The organism is Gemmatimonadaceae bacterium (genome assembly GCA_019637445.1).
Classification (GTDB): domain Bacteria; phylum Gemmatimonadota; class Gemmatimonadetes; order Gemmatimonadales; family Gemmatimonadaceae; genus Pseudogemmatithrix.
In genome coordinates, this window is the sequence record JAHBVS010000001.1 from 103947 (window position 1) to 122654 (window position 18708).

16 protein-coding genes are annotated in these 18708 nt (G+C 67.9%); 2 read left to right on the top strand and 14 right to left on the bottom strand.

Annotated elements, in window-relative coordinates:
- Positions 1–8: 8 nt before the first annotated feature.
- Both larB and dusB read right to left on the bottom strand, forming a co-directional pair.
- A complete protein-coding gene (gene larB, locus KF709_00495; protein ID MBX3172867.1) occupies positions 9–758 on the bottom strand; it encodes a nickel pincer cofactor biosynthesis protein LarB in 750 nt (249 codons plus the stop codon).
- 61 nt (positions 759–819) lie between these two features.
- On the bottom strand, positions 820–1818 hold the full coding sequence (gene dusB / locus KF709_00500; GenBank protein ID MBX3172868.1) for a tRNA dihydrouridine synthase DusB: 999 nt from the start codon (positions 1816–1818) through the stop codon (positions 820–822).
- Between the two features lie 82 nt (positions 1819–1900).
- Between dusB and KF709_00505 the strand changes: the two genes are divergently transcribed.
- Together KF709_00505 and KF709_00510 are read left to right on the top strand one after the other, a co-directional pair.
- Positions 1901–2353: a PTS sugar transporter subunit IIA gene (locus KF709_00505; protein ID MBX3172869.1), complete on the top strand. Its 453-nt coding sequence runs from the start codon at positions 1901–1903 to the stop codon at positions 2351–2353.
- 241 nt (positions 2354–2594) lie between these two features.
- Positions 2595–4142, top strand: a complete 1548-nt coding sequence (locus KF709_00510; GenBank protein ID MBX3172870.1) for a DUF853 family protein — start codon at positions 2595–2597, stop codon at positions 4140–4142.
- Here the strand turns inward: KF709_00510 and KF709_00515 are convergent.
- The 12 genes from KF709_00515 to KF709_00570 all read right to left on the bottom strand — a co-directional run bounded on the left by KF709_00515 (position 4139) and on the right by KF709_00570 (position 18705).
- Positions 4139–5467, bottom strand: coding sequence for an MATE family efflux transporter (locus KF709_00515; GenBank protein ID MBX3172871.1), 1329 nt, complete (start codon positions 5465–5467; stop codon positions 4139–4141). The genes KF709_00510 and KF709_00515 overlap by 4 nt on opposite strands.
- Before the next feature lie 288 nt (positions 5468–5755).
- On the bottom strand, positions 5756–7309 hold the full coding sequence (guaA, locus tag KF709_00520) for a glutamine-hydrolyzing GMP synthase (GenBank protein ID MBX3172872.1): 1554 nt from the start codon (positions 7307–7309) through the stop codon (positions 5756–5758).
- Positions 7306–7815 carry a YfcE family phosphodiesterase gene (locus KF709_00525; protein ID MBX3172873.1) on the bottom strand — a complete coding sequence of 170 codons (510 nt, stop codon included), beginning with the start codon at positions 7813–7815 and terminating at the stop codon, positions 7306–7308. The genes guaA and KF709_00525 overlap by 4 nt, the downstream gene beginning before the upstream one ends.
- Positions 7815–9104, bottom strand: a complete 1290-nt coding sequence (lysA, locus tag KF709_00530) for a diaminopimelate decarboxylase (GenBank protein MBX3172874.1) — start codon at positions 9102–9104, stop codon at positions 7815–7817. Before lysA ends, KF709_00525 begins: the two co-directional genes overlap by 1 nt.
- Positions 9104–10576 (bottom strand): proline--tRNA ligase, encoded by a 1473-nt coding sequence (gene proS, locus KF709_00535; protein MBX3172875.1) that lies wholly within the window; start codon positions 10574–10576, stop codon positions 9104–9106. Before proS ends, lysA begins: the two co-directional genes overlap by 1 nt.
- A 26-nt stretch (positions 10577–10602) precedes the next feature.
- On the bottom strand, positions 10603–11970 hold the full coding sequence (hisS, locus tag KF709_00540; GenBank protein MBX3172876.1) for a histidine--tRNA ligase: 1368 nt from the start codon (positions 11968–11970) through the stop codon (positions 10603–10605).
- 8 nt (positions 11971–11978) lie between these two features.
- The gene (locus KF709_00545; protein ID MBX3172877.1) at positions 11979–13262 is read right to left on the bottom strand and encodes a bifunctional folylpolyglutamate synthase/dihydrofolate synthase; all 1284 of its coding nucleotides are present in this window, start codon (positions 13260–13262) and stop codon (positions 11979–11981) included.
- 7 nt (positions 13263–13269) lie between these two features.
- Complete coding sequence (gene accD / locus KF709_00550; GenBank protein ID MBX3172878.1) at positions 13270–14133, bottom strand: acetyl-CoA carboxylase, carboxyltransferase subunit beta; 864 nt, start codon at positions 14131–14133, stop codon at positions 13270–13272.
- Positions 14134–14157: 24 nt separating this feature from the next.
- Positions 14158–15432, bottom strand: coding sequence for a rod shape-determining protein RodA (gene rodA, locus KF709_00555; GenBank protein MBX3172879.1), 1275 nt, complete (start codon positions 15430–15432; stop codon positions 14158–14160).
- Entirely contained in the window at positions 15432–17207 is a 1776-nt protein-coding gene (gene mrdA, locus KF709_00560; GenBank protein MBX3172880.1) for a penicillin-binding protein 2, read from the bottom strand. Before mrdA ends, rodA begins: the two co-directional genes overlap by 1 nt.
- Entirely contained in the window at positions 17204–17695 is a 492-nt protein-coding gene (gene mreD, locus KF709_00565; protein ID MBX3172881.1) for a rod shape-determining protein MreD, read from the bottom strand. The genes mrdA and mreD overlap by 4 nt, the downstream gene beginning before the upstream one ends.
- The gene (locus tag KF709_00570) at positions 17692–18705 is read right to left on the bottom strand and encodes a rod shape-determining protein MreC (GenBank protein ID MBX3172882.1); all 1014 of its coding nucleotides are present in this window, start codon (positions 18703–18705) and stop codon (positions 17692–17694) included. Before KF709_00570 ends, mreD begins: the two co-directional genes overlap by 4 nt.
- Positions 18706–18708: the final 3 nt, after the last annotated feature.

The following is an 18708-nucleotide window of genomic DNA, read 5'->3' on the forward strand; positions in this document are numbered from 1 at the left end:
TCGCGGCCTCAGCCTTCGAGGATGCGGGCAGCAGCCACAGCGGCGCCGAACCCGTTGTCGATGTTGCAGACCGTCACGCCGGCGGCGCAGGAGTTGAGCATGGTCAGTAGCGGCGCCAGGCCCGCAAACGCTGCCCCGTAGCCCACGCTGGTCGGCACGGCGATGACTGGCACGCGCACGAGACCGCCAACCACAGACGGCAACGCGCCGTCCATGCCGGCCACCACGATTACGACGGCAGCCTCGGCCAAGGTCTCGCGACGCGCCAACACGCGATGGATGCCGGCCACGCCGACATCGGTCACGCGTTGCACAGGGTGCCCGATGGCATCGAGTGTAACCGCGGCTTCCTCGGCGACCGGGAGGTCGCTGGTGCCGGCGGTGACCACCGCCACACCGCGCGTCCCGCTTGCCGGCGGATTGGGGCCACGCAGCAACACTGTTCGCGCCAGTGCGTTGCGTTCCGCCTTCGCCCACCGATTCACGAGTGCCGCCTGCGCCTGCTCGTCCACTCGCGTGACAAGAAATCCCTCGCCGTGCTCCGCCAGCCGCTCCGTAATGGCCACCAGCTGCTCGGGAGTCTTTCCCTGTCCAAACACGACCTCAGGGAAGCCCTGCCGCAGCGCCCGATGGCGATCGAGCGTCGCGAACGGCAGCTCATCCACGGGTGCTGCGTCGAGCTGCGCAAGCGCAGCCTCGACGGTCGAGCGCCCTGCCGCGACATCGTCGAGCAGGGCGCGAACGCGTTCACGTCTCATCGGCGCTCACCATCACCGCATTGCAGCCGCCGGCTGCGGGCGGATGGGCGGGATCCTGCGCTCATGCGGCTTCCGCCGCGCGCGCCCAGTCGCTGGCGAGATACTCGACGAAGATGCCCTCGACCTCGTCGAAGCTATTCACCGCGTGCAGCTTCTTGCGCAGGTCCGCCGAGTTGGGAAGACCCTTCACGTACCAGCCAAGGTGCTTGCGGAACTCGATGGCCGCACCGATCGGATCCGCTTCGTACGCCTGCACCATCCGCGCGTGCTCCAACGCGATGTGGAATCGCTGCTCGACGCCTGGCGTGGCGGGCACGGGCTTGCCGTCGAGCAGCGCCCGCGCCTGCTGGAAGATCCACGGCTGGCCGAAACTGCCGCGGGCAATCATCACACCGTCGCAGCCGGTCTCGCGCTGCATGCGCCACGCGTCCTCGGCGGTCTTGATGTCGCCGTTGCCGATCACCGGAATCGAGATCGCCGCCTTCACCGCCGCGATCTCCTCCCAGCGCGCGTGCCCCGTGTACATCTGCGTGCGCGTGCGCGGGTGCAGCGCGATGGCCTTCACGCCGGCGTCCTGGCACTTGAGCGCGATCTTCACGGGATCGCGCATCTCCTCGCTCCAGCCACTGCGAATCTTGCAGGTCACGGGCAGGTGCGTGCCGGCAATCACGGCCCGAATCACCTGCTGCACCAAGTCGAGATCGCGCAGGCAGCCCGAGCCGCCGTTTCGCTTCACGACCTTCTTGACCGGGCAACCAAAATTGATGTCGATGTAGTCCGGCTGGAACACATCGGTGACCAGCGCCGCGGCCTCGCGCATCGCGTCCGGCTCGGCACCGAAGATCTGCACGCCGATCGGGTGCTCATCCGGCGTGAAGCGCAGCTTGTTGATGGTGGCCTCGTTCTCCCGACGGATGCCCTCGGCGGACAGGAACTCCGTGACGACGACATCCGCGCCCCATCGCCGGCAGAGACGGCGGAAGGGCGACTCCGAGACCCCGGCCATCGGGGCCAGGAACACGGGGACGGCGGCGGGGCCGGTGGGGTACGGGAAGGCCATTCAGGGAAAGCTAGAAAGTGCCCCAAACGCTTGCAACATCACGGTTTGACGGCCCTCGGGGGTGGGGTTACCATTCCCCTCTATGGAACTCCGGGAATTCTTCTCTGAAGACGCGATTCAACTCGAACTCGCGGGCACCAACAAGGACGACATCATCAAGGAGCTCATCGGGCTCCTCCGCCTCGATGAAAAGGACGAGGCGATGCTCTACAAGATGCTCAAGCGCCGGGAGAACCTCGGCTCCACAGGCATCGGGCGCGGGATCGCCATCCCCCACTGCCGCTCGCTCGTCGTGAGCAAGCTTCGCGTGGCCTTCGGCCGCAAGAAGGCCGGCGTGGACTTCAAGGCGATCGATGACAAGCCGGTGCACTTCTTCTTCCTGATCGTCGCGCCGCCGCTGGAGGTGTCCAACCAATACCTCCCGGTGCTGGGCAAAATCGCCCAGTTCTCCAAGGAGCCGGACGTGCCGGAGAAGCTGCTGGGACTCACGGAGCCCGCCCAGTTCATGGCGTTGCTGAAGGAGAAGGGCGTTTAAAAGGCGAACTGCTTTGCCACAGAGGCACAGAGACACAGAGACCTTCGGCCCGAGCCGAGACCTCTGTGTCTTCTTTCTTTGGGACTGACGGTGGCTCGGCGCAGAGATCCGTTCGCCGCCCCATTCGTGAACTGGCAGTTGGACTTCGCACCGAGGCATCGGTGCGCTCGAGACCCTCTGTGTCTCTGTGCCTCTGTGGCCAGCAGTTCCCAAACCCACTCCCCGACACCAGAATGCTGCCATGACCAATCCCCTCACCATCGCCAAGAACGCGGCCACTGAACTGGCCCTGCTTCCCGCTCTCGCCAACCGCCACGGCTGCATCACGGGTGCGACGGGAACGGGCAAGACCATTTCCCTTCAGGTGCTGGCCGAGCAGTTCTCCCGCATCGGCGTGCCAGTGTTCCTCGCGGATGTGAAGGGCGACTTGAGCGGTCTCGCGGCCAGCGGGCAGATGAGCCCGAAGCTCAAGGAGCGGCTCGAGAAACTCGGGCTCCCCGAACCGAGCTTCGGCGAGTGCCCCGTCACCTTCTGGGACGTGTTCGGCGAGCAGGGGCATCCCGTGCGCGCGACCATCTCCGACATGGGGCCGCTGCTGCTCGCGCGGCTGCTCAACCTGAACGACACGCAGGAAGGCGTGCTGTCGATTGCCTTCCAGGTCGCCGACGACAACGGCCTGCTGTTGCTCGACCTCAAGGACCTGCGCTCGATGCTGCAGTTCATCGGTGACAACGCCGCGCAGATCAAGACGCAATACGGCAACGTGTCGGCGGCCAGCATCGGGGCGATCCAGCGCGGGCTGTTGCAGCTCGAACAGCAGGGCGCCGAGCGGTTCTTCGGCGAGCCGATGCTCAACATCGACGACCTGATGCAGACGGTCGATGGCCGCGGCGTGGTGAACATCCTCGCCGCCGACAAGCTGATGCAGAGCCCACGGCTCTACGCGTCGTTCCTGCTTTGGCTGCTCAGCGAGCTGTTCGAGAACCTGCCCGAGGTCGGCGATCCGGAGAAGCCCAAGCTGGTGTTCTTCTTCGACGAGGCGCACCTCCTGTTCGCTGATGCGCCGGCGGCGCTCCTGGAGAAGGTTGAACTGGTGGTGCGGCTCATTCGCTCGAAGGGTGTCGGCGTGTACTTCGTCACGCAGAATCCCATCGACATTCCCGACAAGGTCCTCGGCCAGCTGGGCAACCGCATCCAGCACGCCCTGCGCGCCTTCACGCCGCGCGACCAGAAGGCGGTGCGCGCCACCGCCGAGACGATGCGACCGAACCCGGCCATCGACATCGAGCAGGCCATCCTTGAGCTGTCAGTGGGTGAGGCGCTGGTCTCGCTGCTCGACGCCAAGGGCAGCCCGGGCATCACGGAGCGCGCGTGGATGTTGGCGCCGGGCTCGCGCTTTGGTCCCATCAACGCCGACGAGCGCAAGGGCATCATCCAACAGTCAGTGGTGGCAGGCGTGTACGAGCAGGCGCAGGACCGGGAGTCGGCGTTCGAACTCCTGAAGGCACGCGCCGAGTCGGCGGCGGCGCAGGCACCGCAGCAGGCGCAAGGTCGTGGCGGCCTGATGGGTGGGGGTGCGGCGAGCGCAGGCGGCGCCGCAGCCGCCGGCGGCATCGCCGGTGCGCTCGGCGGCTTGATCTTCGGCAGCACCGGCCCGCGCGGCGGCAAGCGTGACGGACTGCTCGACATCATGGCCAAGAGCGCGGCCCGCAGCACGGGGACGGCCATCTCGCGCTCAATCATGCGCGGCGTCTTGGGCGGATTGCTCGGCGGGTCGAAGCGCCGCTAGGGCGCGTGCGCGTGGTCGATAATCACGCGCGCGACCTCGCGTCCGAGCTTCCGCCGCACGCGCTGCAACTGGAGGATGGCGGCCGCCGAGAGCCCGGCGGTCAGGCCCCACCAGATGCCGGCCGCGCCCATCCCGCGGCCGAAGGCCAGCCACGCACCAAGCGGCACCCCCACGGCCCAGAAACTCAGCGCGTGTAGGATGGCTGGGACGCGCGTGTCCCCCGCGCCGCGCAGGATGCTCGCCGAGATGACCTGCGTGCCGTCGAAGACCTGGAACACCGCGGCGATGGGAATCAGCAGCGCGGCGAGCTGCCGCGTGGCGGCGTCGACCGTGAAGAGCCCGGCGAGTCCGTTCGGTACGATGGCGAACACGATGGCGGTCGACACCATGAACCCGACGCCGACGACCAAGGCCGCGACGGCGTCGCGGCGCGAGGCGGCGACGTCGCCGCGCCCGATCGCGCGCCCCACCATCACCGAGCCAGCAGCCGCCACGCCCATGGGCACCATAAAGGTCATGCCCGCCAGCGCCAACGTGATCTCGTGCCCGGCCAGGACGATGGTGCCCAACCACCCGCTCATGACCGTCGCAAACCCGAAGGCCCCGGCTTCGGCTAGGAACTGCAGGCCGATGGGGAAGCCAAGGCGGAACATCCGCGACAGCGGACCCCAGCGCCACGATTCCGGGCGCCAGGCCGTGAGGTATGGCCGCAACTCGCGCCAGCTCGCCGCGAGGAGCACCAGCGCCATGACCCACCGGGCAATGGCCGTGCCCTGCGAGGAGCCGATGACGCCACCCGGCTCGAATCCCAGGTGCCCGAAGATCAGCACCCAGTTGAGGAACACATTCGCGAGGTTGCCGGCCACCACGCACAGCACCACTGGCCACACGCGATGGAAGGCCTGCAGCGTCTGCCGCAGCATGTTGAACGCGAAGAACGGCAGCATGCCCGGGATGCTCCAGAGCACGTAGCCCGCGGCGAGCGGCACGACCTCGGCCGGCTGGCGCAGCGCACTGAACACGGGTCGCGCGGCGAGGAAGCTGAGCGAGACCACGACGCTGATCAGCGCCGTCATCAACACGCCGCGCTGGATGCCGCGCGCGATCTGCGCCTCGTCCTCGGCGCCCACACCCTGCGCGATCACGGGATCGAGCGCCATCAGGATGCCGATCCCAATAATGGCGACGCCGAAGAAGTAGAAGTTGCCGAGCCCGCCGGCCGCGAGGTCGGCGGCCGAGACACGCCCGAGCATCGCCGCGTCCACGAGGCCCATGCCGTGCATCCCAAGATTCACAAGCACGATGGGCGCCGCGAGGCGCGCCATCTCTCTTAGCTCATGCCTCTTTGGGATCAGGTGGGTGAGAGCGGGCATCTTCTCTTGGATGAATCCTTGGGGATGCCACAGAGGCACAGAGACACAGAGGGCCACGGGGCGCAGGTGCATCGTGCCGTGGCCGCTTCAATGGAATTCTAAGGGGTCCGGGGGGAGAGATCCCTGCGACCAGACCCCAAAGCACTCAAAGAAAGAAGACACAGAGGTCTCGGCTCGCGCGAGTACCCTCTGTGTCTCTGTGCCTCTGTGGCAAAAAAGCTCAGCGCACCAAACCCTGCCCTACTCCCACTCAATCGTGGCCGGCGGCTTGGAGCTCACGTCGTAGACCACGCGGTTCACCCCGCGCACCTCGCGGATGATGCGGTTCGAAATCCGCCCCAGCACCTCGTGCGGGAACTGGTACCAGTCCGCCGTCATGCCGTCCGTGCTCGTCACCGCGCGCAGCGCGATCACGTGCTCGTAGGTGCGCCCGTCTCCCATCACGCCCACCGAGCGCACGGGGAGGAACACCGCGAAGGCCTGCCAGATCTCATTGTACAGGCCCGCCGCGCGGATCTCCTCGAGGTAGATCGCGTCCGCGCGTCGTAGTGTCTCGACGTTCACCGGATCCACCGCACCCAGCACGCGGATCGCCAGGCCAGGCCCCGGGAACGGATGCCGGCCCACCATCTCCTCCGGCAGGCCCAGCTCGCGGCCCACGTTCCGCACCTCGTCCTTGAACAGCTCGCGCAGCGGTTCAATCAACTTGAACTTCATGTCCGGCTTGAGGCCGCCCACATTGTGGTGCGTCTTGATCGTCGCGCTGGGGCCGCCCTTCGCGCTCACCGACTCGATCACGTCCGGATACAGCGTGCCCTGTACCAGGAACTTCGCGTCCTTCCCCGCCTCGGCGCTGGCGTCCTCGAACACGTCGATGAACGTGTGGCCGATCGCCTTGCGCTTCTTCTCCGGGTCGTCGAGGCCATTCAGCGCGTTCAGGAAGCGATCCTCCGCCCGCACCGTGATCAGTTTGATGCCGAGGTGCTGCCCCATCGTGCGCTCGACCTGCTCGCGCTCGTGGAGGCGCAGCAGGCCCGTGTCCACGAAGATGCAGGTGAGCTGGTCCCCGATCGCCTTGTGCACCAGCGCGGCCGCTACGGACGAGTCTACGCCGCCCGAGAGCCCGCAGATCACCTGCGCGTCGCCTACCAACTCCCGGATTCGCGTGACTTCCTGCTCGATAAAGTGCCCAGGCGTCCAGTCCGGCGAACATTTGGCCACCTGGAACAGGAAGTTCTGGATCATCTCCGCGCCGCGCACCGAGTGCGCCACCTCGGCGTGGAACTGGATGGCATGGATCGGTTTCGACTCGTGGCGAAAGCCGACCACCGGGTTCGAGTCGCTGGCCGCCGTGAGCACGTAGCCCTTGGGCACCGTCTCCACGTGGTCGCCGTGCGACATCCACACCACGGAGCGCTCACCGACGTCGAAACCGGCGAACAGGCCCGACGCTTCCTTGACCTCCATCTCGGCGCGTCCGTACTCGCGGCGTCCCCCACCCTTCACGTCGGCGCCGGCGAGCTTCGCCAGCCACTGCATCCCGTAGCACACGCCGAGCATCGGCGCGAGGTCGAGGATGGCCGGATCGAAGTCCGGCGCATCGGCGTCGGTCACCGAGCTGGGGCCACCCGAGAGGATGATCGCCGTCGGCTTCCAGTCCTTGATCCACTGCAGCGAGCGGTCCGGCGGATGGATCTCCGAGAACACGCGCGCCTCACGGACGCGGCGGGCGATGAGTTGGGTGAACTGCGATCCGCAGTCGAGGATCAGGACGCGCGAGCCTTCGTGGGTCACGTCTTCCACTCCGCGCCGTCGAGCTTGATGAACTCGACGCGCTTGGTATCAAGGTCAAGCACCGCCGCGGACGGTGCCCCGTAGAGCCAACCACAGGCCTCGCCGGGATTCACGATCAAGGTGTCGTTCCGGGTCTTCATTTCCTGCAGGTGCGTGTGGCCGTGCACCACAATCGAGTGCGCGAGCACGGAGCGCTCCACGACCTCACCGATGTCGTGCACGATCAGCACCTTGTGGTCACCGACCTTCATGGCGTGCGGCGACTCGAAGAGTTCGAGGCCCATGCCCTGGGCGGCCGCGCCGCGCAGGCCCTCGGGGTCGCCGTCATTGCGGCCAAAGATGCCGGCCATGGCGATGCCGTGATCCTGGAAGGGCTTCAGCGCGAACGGCGAGCAGTAGTCGCCCGCGTGCAGCACGAAGGTGACCTCGTGCTTGAGGAACTCACGCAACAGCGCGTCCACCGCCGGAACCCGATCATGCGTGTCTGCCAACAGGCCGATCCGCATCACGCCTCCTGCCACTGGGGGGAAACCACGTCCTGCCGCACGAGGGCATCGTACGCCTCGCGCTCGGTCACCACGGCGAACCGTGTTCCATCCACCATCACCTCGGCCGCGAAGGGGCGGCCGTTGTAGCGCGAGGCCATTGCCGCGCCGTAGGCGCCCACTGTGTGCACGACCATCAGCGCACCGGCGGGCACGTCGGGCAGCGTGCGATCCACGCCGAGGAAGTCTCCGCTCTCACAGACCGGGCCCACCACGTCGGCCACGATCTCGCCGCCGTGCTGCGCGACCGGCTCAATGTGATGATACGCATCGTAGTGCGAGACGCGAATCAGTTCGGTCATCCCGGCGTCGCAGACCACGAACTCCACGCCGCCGTTGTGCTTGCGGTACAGCACCTCGGTGAGCAGCACCGCTGAGGCGGCCACGAGGTAGCGGCCGTGCTCGAGAATTAGTTCCACGTCGCCGAGGGCGTCCACGGCGCGCTTCATCAACTCGGCATAGGCCGCGAGATCCGGCTCCGGCTCCTCGGGACGATACGGCACCGGCAGGCCACCGCCGAGGTCGAGATACTTGATCGGCGCACCCTCGCCGCGCAGCGTGTGCGCCAACTGCACGAGCTTGCGCGAGCCCGTGTCGTAGGCGCCATACGAGAAGAGCTGCGAGCCGACGTGCATGTGGAAGCCGCTCAGCGTGAGGCCCGGCAGTCCCATGATCACACGGGCCACACGCGCGGCGTCGTCCAACGGCACGCCGAACTTGTGCTCCTTGTCGCCCGTGGCGATGTAGTGGTGCGCGTTCTCCACCTCGACGTCGGGATTCACGCGCAGGCCGACGGTGGCGTTGCGGCCGCGCTTCACGGCCAGTGCGGACAGTCGGCGCGCCTCGTCCTCGCTCTCGAGGTTGATCAGCTTCACGCCCGCGTCCAGCGCCTCGGACATGTCGCGCGGCGTCTTGCCGACGCCGTCAAACACGATGTCCTCCGGCTTGAAGCCGGCGCGCAGCGCCTGGAACAGCTCGCCGCCGCTGACTACATCCACGCCGATGCCCTGCTCGCGCAGCGTGCGCAACACCGCGGCACTGCCGTTGGCCTTGGCCGCGAAGTGCACGCGATGCGGGATGCCCGCCAACGCCTGCGTCAGCCGCTGCGCCCGTTCGCGCAGCACCGACGCGCTGTACACGTAGCTCGGCGTGCCCGCGACCTCCGCGATGCGCGACAAGGGCACGCCGTCGACGTGCAGCTCGCCATTGCGTCGCGTGAATCCCGTCGCGGTCTCCAGGCCCTGCGCCATCAGTACGCCTTCGCCCACACGACTTCGTGCTTGGCTGGCTCGCCCGTCACGAGGCAGGTCGTCGGCGCATCAGGCGATCGGAACTCCGCATCGGGAATCACGCGGATGGTCGCCTTGGTCTCCTCCTTCACCTTGGCCTCCACCGCCGGATCGCCGTTCCATCCCGCGTACACGAAGCCGCCGGGGCCCTCCATGATCTCCTTGAACTGCGCATAGGAGGTCACGTTGCGGTGCGAGTTGGCCTCGCGGCGCGCCTTCGCCGCCGCCAGCAGGTCGCCCTGGATCGTCTCCAGCAACTTGGCCACCGTCTCCGGCAGGCCGGCCATCGGCAGCGCTGCCTTGGCCCGAATGTCGCGACGCGCGGAGAACACGCTGCCCTTCTCCAGGTCCTTCGGCCCGATCTCCAGGCGCAGCGGCACGCCGCGCATCTCCCACTCGTAGTACTTGGCGCCGGGCTTGATGCCGTCGCGGTCGTCCACCTTCACCCGCAGGCGGTCCGTCGCGCCACGACCCGTCCACGCCGTGAGCTCGGCCTTGGCCTTGTGCGCCGCCTCGACCACGCGGGCACGTTCGTCGTCCGACTTGTAGATGGGGACGATCACCACCTCAGTGGGTGCCAGTCGCGGCGGCGTCACCAAGCCGTTGTCATCGGAGTGCGTCATCACCAGCCCGCCGATCATGCGCGTGCTCACGCCCCAGCTCGTGTTCCAGGCAAAGGCCATGTCGCCCTTCTCGTCCTGGAACTGCAGCTCGAAGGCCTTGGCGAAGTTCTGCCCGAGGTTGTGCGAGGTGCCGGCCTGCAGCGCCTTGTTGTCCTGCATCATCGCTTCGCAGGAGTACGTGCGCAGCGCGCCGGCGAACTTCTCGCTCTCGGTCTTCTGTCCCGTCACCACCGGCATCGCGATGAAGCCTTCCATGAACTCGCGATACACGCCGAGCATGCGACGCGCCTCTTCCTCGGCCTCGTCGTGCGTGGCGTGCGCCGTGTGGCCTTCCTGCCAGAGGAACTCCAGCGTGCGCAGGAAGAGCCGCGTGCGCATCTCCCAGCGGACGACATTCGCCCACTGGTTGATCAGGATCGGCAGGTCGCGATAGCTCTGCGTCCACTTCGCGAACATGTGGTAGATGATCGTCTCCGACGTCGGCCGGACGACCAACGGCTCCTCCAGCTCCTTGCCGCCGCCGTGCGTCACCACCGCCGTCTCCGGCGCGAAACCCTCGACGTGCTGCGCCTCCTTGCTCAGGAAGCTCTGCGGAATGAACAGCGGGAAGTACGCGTTCTCGTGGCCCGTGGCCTTGAACATGTCGTCCAGCGCGCGCTGCATCCGCTCCCAGATGCCGTAGCCGTTGGGCCGGATGACCATCGAGCCCTTCACCGGCGAGTAGTCCGCCAGCTCGGCGCGCAGCACCAGTTCGTTGTACCAGTCGGAGAAGTTCTCCGCGCGGGTCGTCAGCTTCTTGTCGTCAGCCATCGTCTCGTCGTCAGATAGAACCGCGCCTAACGCTGGCGCTGCGTTTGCAGCCAGTGGCGTAGGCCCTGCATCACCTGCGCGTCGCCCGAGAGCAGCGCGCCGGCATCCACCGCGTGCGTCGCGGCCCCCGTCAGCTTGCCGAGCAGGCTCATCGCCTCCACAGCCCCGTCTTCGCGGAAGTAGATCACCGCGCTGGCGCCGGCCTTCACTGCGCCGTCCACCTGGTTGCGCGTCGCCTGCGTCTTGTAGCGCTCCTCGTTCATTCCGTGCGCGACGCTGAAGTCCGCGGCGCGCAGTGCCGTCGCCATACGCAACGCGTCCGCGTAGGGACGCGCGAGCGATCCGTTGCCGGTCACAACCTGGAAGTCGAGGGCGTCCTGCTTGTCCTCGGGCCAGAGGCCGCGCTCGGTGAGCAACTCGCCGAGCACCACGTCGCCCATGCCGAAGCCCAGCGCGGGGAGGTCGGCGCCGCCCAAGGCCTTCAGCAGGTCGTCGTATCGGCCACCGCCGCAGATGGCGCGCAGCTCGCCCTTGGCGTCGAAGAGCTCGAACACCACGCCCGTGTAGTAGGCCAGGCCGCGGACAATCGAGAGATCGAGCGTGACCCAGTCGCCGATGCCCAGCGCTTCGCAGTGCTCGAGATACCTCTCGAAGCGCGCGATCGCCTCGCGGGCAGGTGTCGCCGCGGACGCCGAACCGAACTCCTCCTTGAGCGTCTCGAATGTCGTCCCGCTCGCCAATTCAAGCACGCGCTCCACGAGCTGCGCCGAAAGCCCAGCCGCCGCCAGCTTCTCCGCGCTCACCTCACGCGGCTGCCGCGCGATCTTGTCCACGACGCCATACACAGCCGGCCGCTGGGTTTCGGTCACACCCATCGCATCGAGCACGGCATTCAACATCCGCCGATCACTCACCCGTGCCCGCACGTCCTCGTGCGTGAGCCCCAGCTCCTGCATGATCCCCACCGCCACGGCGAGCAGCTCCGCATCCGCGACCTCAGTGGGCTCCCCCACGATGTCCACGTTCAGCTGGAAGTGCTCACGCAACCGCCCACGCTGGGCCCGCTCGTAGCGGAACAACTGCGGAATCGAGAACCAGCGCACGGGCTTCCGCAGGGCCGAAGCCTTGGCCCCCACCATCCGCGCAAAGGTCGGCGTCATCTCCGGCCGCAGCGAGACCTCGCGGCCGCCCTTGTCCGTGAAGTTGTAGAGCTGCCCGACGATCTCCTCGCCAGACTTCTTCGTGTACAGGTCCAGCGGCTCCAGCGGCGGCCCGTCGTACTCCACAAACCCGTACCGGCGCGCAACGGCCCGCCAGGCGCGGAAGATGTGCGTCCGACGGGCCAGGTCTTCAGGATAGAAATCGCGGAACCCGGGGAGGGCCTTGCTACTCATCCCGCAATTTATCGGGGGGCCGGAGACACCTGCAACCGAGCCAGCGCATCGCCCACGGTGTGGAAACTGCCCGTCACGAGCACGGTCGCCCCTCGGGAAGGGGCCACGGCCAGCGCCCGCTCGAAATCGCGCTCGACCTCGGCGCTCCAGCCCCGTGAGCGCGCGTACTCCAACACCTCGCTGCTGACCCAGGCCCGGCTGGCGGGCGCCGTCGGCGCGTCCGTGAGCACGAAGTGGTCCACCTCGCCCGCGAGGGCCGAGAGCATCCCCCGCCAGTCCTTGTCGCCAAGGACGCTCACGAGTGCTACGACGGGCCTCGGCGGGGCCACGGCACGCAGGGTCAGCGCGGTCACGGCGGAACCATCGGGATTGTGCGCCACGTCGAAGATCCAGGCGCCGTGGCGGGAGAAGCGTCCAGGCAGGGTCACGTCGCGGAACGCCGGGACGTCCTCTGCGATCGGTCGGCGGAGGTCCCCCGGCAAGGCATCGAGCATCGTGAGGGCGGTCATCGCGTTCTGCGCCTGATGGCGCCCAGGCAGGCCCGTCACGACCTCGAACGACTCAGCGCCTCGCATCCACGTAAACCGGGTCCCCACAGCCGTGACCTCGATGGCCGCCGCCGAGCCCTCGTCGGCGACAATCCGAACCGGTGCGGCCCCGCGCCGGGCGGCCTCGGAGGCCAGCAAGGCGCGAATCTCCGGATCCGGCTCCCCCACCACCGCCGGCGCACCCTGCTTGTAGATCCCGGCCTTCTCCGGCGCGATGGTCTCGCGCGTCGTGCCCAGCCACTCGGTGTGGTCGATGCCAATGCCCGACACGCCCGCCACCAACGGATGCACCACGTTCGTCGCGTCGAGCCGCCCGCCGAGCCCGGTCTCGATCACCGCCACGTCGACGCCCGCATCGGCAAAGAGCTGGAATCCCATCGCCGTGGTCGCCTCGAAGAACGTCACGCCCAGACGGTCAACCGTCGGCGTCCAGCGCTCGAGCCACGCCTTGATCAGCGCGTCCTCGACCGGTCGCCCGTCCACCACGAAGCGCTCGCGGAAGTGGACCAGATGCGGCGACGTGTACTTGGCCACGCGAAGCCCCCGCGCGCGCAGCGCGCCCTCCAGCAGCGCGCAGACACTACCCTTCCCATTGGTGCCGGCGATATGCAGCACGCGCAAGCGATGCTGCGGGTTCCCGCACTCGGCGAGAAACGCAGTGACGCGCTCGAGCCCCAGCTTCCATTGACCCGTCGTGCGCGCAAACAGCGCGTCGAGCGCGGCCTGGTAGGCCGCGTCGGTCATCGCAGGCTCAGTTCGAGGACCAGCCGACCGCCGCCGGCTTGCCGCTCATATGGCGCAGCAGTTGGCCCACCGTGCGCTTGAGCTGATGGCGATGCACCACGCGGTCCACCATGCCGTGCGTGAGCAGGAACTCCGCCGTCTGGAATCCCTCGGGCAGGTCCTGGCCGAGCGTCTGCTTGATCACGCGAGGCCCCGCGAAGCCAATGACCGCACCGGGCTCGGCGAGGATGGCATCGCCCAGCATCGCGTAGGAGGCACTCACGCCACCCGTGGTGGGGTTTGTCAGGATAGACACATACGGGATGCTGCGCTCACCCAGCTGCGCGAGCACGGCCGAGCTCTTGGCCATCTGCATCAAGGAGAGCACGCCTTCCTGCATGCGCGCGCCGCCAGAGGCCGAGATGATGATCAACGGCCACTTCTTCTCCAGCGAGCGCTGGCCGAGCCGTGCGATCTTCTCGCCGACCACGGAGCCCATCGACCCGCCCATGAAGGCGAAGTCCATCACACCTAGGTTCACGGGCATCCCGTCCATCAGGCCACCGACGGCGAGAAGGGCGTCGCTTTCGCCCGCCTTGTCGAGGGCCTTCTTCAGGCGCCCGGGATACTCGGGGAAGCCGAGCGGGTCCACCGACTTGAGGTCAGCCTCCTTCTCGTCGATCGACCCCTCATCGAGCAGCAACGCCACGTACTCGTGAGCCCGAATGCGACGGTGGTAGTCGCAATTGGGGCACACGTTGTGGTTGCGCACGAACTTCTCGCGGATGTCCGTGTGGTCGCAGGCCTCGCACTTCTCCCAGGCATCGGGCGGGATCTCGAGGCGCGCGGCGCGCGGCGGACGGGGCTTCTTCTCCTTGCGGAACCAGGCCATTCAGGAAAACTGTCGACCCGTGACCTATATCACCAGCCCGTCGGCCCGGCCCCGGCCCTCGGCTGAGACCAGCACCAGGATGCCCACGCTGAGCCAGCAGGACAGCATGAAGGAGCCGCCGTAGGAGAAGAACGGCAGCGGGATGCCGGTGATGGGCATCAGCCCGATGGTCATCCCCACGTTCACGAGGATGTGCGTGAACAGGGCCGCCGTCACGCCGAAAGCGGCCAGTGAGGCGAAGGGATTGGCGGCGCGGCCCGCGATGCGGATGGTGCGCAGCAGGAACACAGCGAACAGCGAAAGCACCAGCGCCACGCCGAAGAACCCAAACTCCTCGCCCACCACGGCATAGATGAAGTCCGTGTGCTGCTCGGGGAGGAAAGCGAGGCGCTTTTGTGTGCCGTCGGTGAAGCCCTTGCCGAAGAACCCACCGGACCCGATGGCCACCTGCGATTGGATCAGGTGGTAGCCGGAGTTGCGCGGATCACTCGACGGATCGAGAAACACGAGTAGTCGCCGCTGCTGGTACGGGTTGAGCTTGTCCCAGAGAATGGGCGCGAATACGCCCATCACCACGTTCGCGCCGACCAGCGCAGAGCTCTCGATCCACGACGGCCGCTTCCACGCCACCAGCGCCAGCAGCAACAGGAACCACGCTCCCCACACCCCCGTGCTGAACGCCAGCACCAGCGAGACGCCGGGACTCGCCGCCATCAGCAGCAGCGGCCAGCTCACGCCACTCCAGTAGAGCATCGCGAAGAAGATGCCGATGAACACGAGGCCCGTGCCGAGGTCCGGCTGCGCCATCACCAGGAGCCAGGGAATGCCAACGATCAGCGCGGGCCGCCACAGGCCAAACAGGCTCGCGGCCGCCACGCGCTGCGCAGAGAGCACGCGGGCCATCATCAGGACCGTGGCGATCTTCGCGATCTCGGCTGGCTGGCCAATGCGCACACCACCGATGGCCAACCAGCTCTTCGTGCTAGCGGCCGTGCCCGCGCCCGTGCCGATGACCAGCAGCAGGAGCAACATCACCAGCGCGGCGAGGTACAGCGGCAGGGAGGCCCACTCCAATGCGCGAACGGAGAGCCGGGACATCCCCCACATCACCCCGAGCCCAAGCCCCGCCCACACCAGCTGCGTGCGCCACAGGCCCGAGACGAAGTTCGGCACGTCGGTCTGGCCGGCCGAGTAGACCATGGCGATGCCCAGCGCCGTGAGTGCGCAAGCGAGGGCCACCAAGGGCCAGTCGGTGGGCACCACGCCCTGCCCCGAGCGGAACGAACCCGTGTGGCGCATCAATCGCCGTCCGTCGGCGGCAGGGAGACCACCGTCACCTTGAGGTAGTGCTCCATGATCCGCGACGCGAGCCGAGCGGCGCGCGACCCGTGGCCACCGAACTCAAGCATCAGGGCCACGACGATCTTGGGATCCTCGGCAGGGGCGTAGCCGACGAACCAGGCGTGGTCGTTGATCGCATCCTGCGCGTTCTGCGCGGTGCCGGTCTTGCCCGCCACGACAATGCCGTCCAACCGTGACCCGCGCGCCGTACCCCGACCGACCACATCCGTGAGCGCCTGCTGCAGGCCCTGCAGCTGCTCTGGACGCAATGAGAACAGGCGGTCGCGCTGCACCTCCCCTCGGACCACCTCGGGCCGCGCGGCCTCGCCGTCCGTGGCCAGCGCCGTGTAGAACCGGGCCATGTTCGCCACGGTCTGCGAATTCTCGCCCTGGCCAATCGACAGGTTCAGGATCACACCCTGCGACCACCCTTGCGGACCGAACAGTCGGTCGTAGTACTGCCGCGCCGGATCCGTGGGGAACAGGGGCCGCGTCTCGGCCGGCAAGTCGATGCCCGAGCGCTCACGCGAGCCCAGCCGGATGCCGCCCGCCACCAGCTCCTGCAGCCCGATCTTCTGCCCAAGCTGGTAGAAGTAGACGTCGCAGGATCCTTCGATGGCGCCCGCGAGGTCTACGTTGCCGTGGCCATCCGGCTTGTGGCAGCGGAAGAAGCGATTCCCGAACTGGAGACCGCCGGTGCACGGGACCTCCATGTGGTCGTCGATCTCCACCAGCCCCCGCTCCATCGCGATGATGGCGGTCTGCAGCTTCCACACTGAGCCAGGCGGATACGTGCCCTTGATCGCCTTGTTGTACAGCGGCTTGCGCGGATCCTCCTGCAACTGCGTCCAATACGCCTGCGGGATGCCGCCGATGAACTGGTTGGGGTCGAACGTCGGCGCAGAGTGCAGCGCGAGCACCTCGCCCGAGCGCGGCTCCATCGCCACGACGCCGCCGATCAACGAATCGCCGAAGAGGCGGTACACGAAGCGCTGCAGGTCGAGGTCGATGTTCGTGTACAGCGGCGGCGGCGCCTCGGGCTCGAGGTCCGGCCGCGCCTCCTCCCGCACGATGCGTCCGCGCGCGTCCACTTCCACGAAACGAGCACCCTCGCGCCCGCGCAGGCGATCCTCGTACTGCCGCTCGATCCCGTCCTTGCCCACCTGCTGCCCCGCCTTGTACTCGGCGTAGCGCTCCTGCCCCAGCTCCGTCTCGCTGATCTCGCCCGTGTAGCCGACCAACGCGGACACCGCGGGTCCGTCGGGATAGTAGCGCTTGGGCGCCGACTGGATGATCAGGCCCGGGAACTCGACGCGCCGTTCCTCCAGCGCGCTCACCAGCTCAAACGACGCGTCGGGAAACAGCACCACCGGGCGAACCGGCTCGCGCCGATAGCGACGCACCGCCGCCCCCACCTGCTCGGGCGTCACCGGCACCACGTCGCCGATCCGGCGCATCATCACGCGCAGCGAGTCCTCGTTGCGCACCAGTACCGAGATGGCGTAGCCGGGGATGTTCTCCGCAATGACGCGCCCCGTGCGGTCGAGGATGTTGCCGCGCGGCGCCGGCACCGGCAGCTCGCGCAGGCGATTCTCCTCGGCCTTGAGATAGAAGCGCGAGCCCTGCAGCACCTGCGTGCGGAAGAACGCCGAGGCGATGACGAGAAAGACCAACAGCAGCAGTGCCGAGGCGATGCGTCCACGTTCCTGAACCGCGTTGGGATGGAAGCTCATCGCGTCCTCCGTTGGTCGAGGGCGGGCCGAAGCACCGCCGCGACCACCAAGCCCACCAAGGCGGTGGCCAACGCCGACGCCGGCGTCCAGGCCACCAGCTGCCACACCAGTGCGCTGCCACCGAGCCGCTGCTCGGCCACAATCGAGATCAGGTCAAAGGCCAGCTTGCCGAGGAAGACGAACACGGCGGTCAGCGCCAGGTCGTCCACGAAGAAGGCGGCCTTGAGCCGCGAGGCGCCAAATGCCATCAGCGTCATCGCCAGGGCACCCGCGCCGAGGGCTTCCGGCGTCATCGCATCGAGGACGAGGCCGACGCAGAAGCCCACCACCGAGGCCACGGCCGGCCGCGCGCGCACCGCCACCAGCAGCACGCCGATGACGAGGAAGTCCACACCCGCGCGCCAATCGAGCAACGGGCGCAGCGTGAAGTGCAGCGCGACCATCAGCACGAGCACGACGGCGACGAGGATGCCGCGGGACCAGTTCACGGCTGCTCCCGGCCGATAGGTGTTGGCACGGGCGATGCGGCGCTGGAGGAGTCAGAGGCAGCGGCGGATGCCGGCGGCAGCGTATCCGCGGCCGCCGGTGACGGCTGCGCGCTGCGCGCCCGCTGCGCCGCCACGCTGTCCGCCGCCGCACGCACGCGCCGCTGCAGCGCCTCGGCCTCAGGCCGCCACACGCTCTCGACTTCCTCGCCGATGCGCTCGCGCGAGAGCACCATCACCGAGGTGATGTCCGACGGCCGTACCGCCGGCCGCACGAGATAGCTACGCGCCCAGGGCCGGCCCGTCTGCAGCGGCCGTAGGATCGTGCCGATCATCACGCCACGCGGGAAGATCCCACCGAGGCCGGAACTCACCACTGGCGTCCCGGCGCGCAGCGGCGCCCGCGACGAGACGCCGTGCAGCTCCAGCAGCCATTGCTCCGCCCCGTCACCCTCGTGCGCGCTGATCAAGCCAAACGCGTTGCCGTCGAGCGTCGTGGCGCTGACCCGGAATTCCGGGTGCGGCCAGACAAGGGCCACGCTCGTGCGCTCATCCACCGTCTCAATCATGCCGACGATGCCATCGGCGGCGACCACGGCGCTCAGCCGCTCGACACCCTGCGCCGCACCCGCGGAGAGCAGCAGCGTGTGGTCATCACCCAGGCCGCGGATGGCCAATGCCTCGGCGGGCGTATAGCCCCAGCGGAGCGCACGGCCCAGGCCAAGGAGCTCGCGGAGTCGCGAGTTCTCCGCCTCGACGGCACTCAATCGCATCGCGCGCTCGGCGACGCTATCGGCCACGACGCGCAACGAGTCGTTCGTGGCCAGCGCGCGCTTGGCCACCGAGGCGCGCTCCTGCAGCATGGCCAGCGGGCCCACGAGATTGCGGCGGATTGTGCCCGCCACGGCATCACGCGGCGCCGGCGGCAGCACGAGCAGGACCAGCGCAGCGACGACGCAGGCGGCAGCGACGATGGTATCGGTGGCGGAATCCGCCCGAGCCCCGCGCGGCACGCT

Excerpts from the sequence above, each read along its gene's own strand:
- larB (MBX3172867.1), bottom strand. The coding sequence starts at position 758 with ATGAGACGTGAACGCGTTCGCGCCCTGCTCGACGATGTCGCGGCAGGG.
- dusB (MBX3172868.1), bottom strand. The coding sequence starts at position 1,818 with ATGGCCTTCCCGTACCCCACCGGCCCCGCCGCCGTCCCCGTGTTCCTG.
- KF709_00505 (MBX3172869.1), top strand. The coding sequence starts at position 1,901 with ATGGAACTCCGGGAATTCTTCTCTGAAGACGCGATTCAACTCGAACTC.
- KF709_00510 (MBX3172870.1), top strand. The coding sequence starts at position 2,595 with ATGACCAATCCCCTCACCATCGCCAAGAACGCGGCCACTGAACTGGCC.
- KF709_00515 (MBX3172871.1), bottom strand. The coding sequence starts at position 5,467 with ATGGCGCGCCTCGCGGCGCCCATCGTGCTTGTGAATCTTGGGATGCAC.
- KF709_00525 (MBX3172873.1), bottom strand. The coding sequence starts at position 7,815 with ATGCGGATCGGCCTGTTGGCAGACACGCATGATCGGGTTCCGGCGGTG.
- lysA (MBX3172874.1), bottom strand. The coding sequence starts at position 9,104 with ATGGCGCAGGGCCTGGAGACCGCGACGGGATTCACGCGACGCAATGGC.
- proS (MBX3172875.1), bottom strand. The coding sequence starts at position 10,576 with ATGGCTGACGACAAGAAGCTGACGACCCGCGCGGAGAACTTCTCCGAC.
- hisS (MBX3172876.1), bottom strand. The coding sequence starts at position 11,970 with ATGAGTAGCAAGGCCCTCCCCGGGTTCCGCGATTTCTATCCTGAAGAC.
- KF709_00545 (MBX3172877.1), bottom strand. The coding sequence starts at position 13,262 with ATGACCGACGCGGCCTACCAGGCCGCGCTCGACGCGCTGTTTGCGCGC.
- accD (MBX3172878.1), bottom strand. The coding sequence starts at position 14,133 with ATGGCCTGGTTCCGCAAGGAGAAGAAGCCCCGTCCGCCGCGCGCCGCG.
- rodA (MBX3172879.1), bottom strand. The coding sequence starts at position 15,432 with ATGCGCCACACGGGTTCGTTCCGCTCGGGGCAGGGCGTGGTGCCCACC.
- mrdA (MBX3172880.1), bottom strand. The coding sequence starts at position 17,207 with ATGAGCTTCCATCCCAACGCGGTTCAGGAACGTGGACGCATCGCCTCG.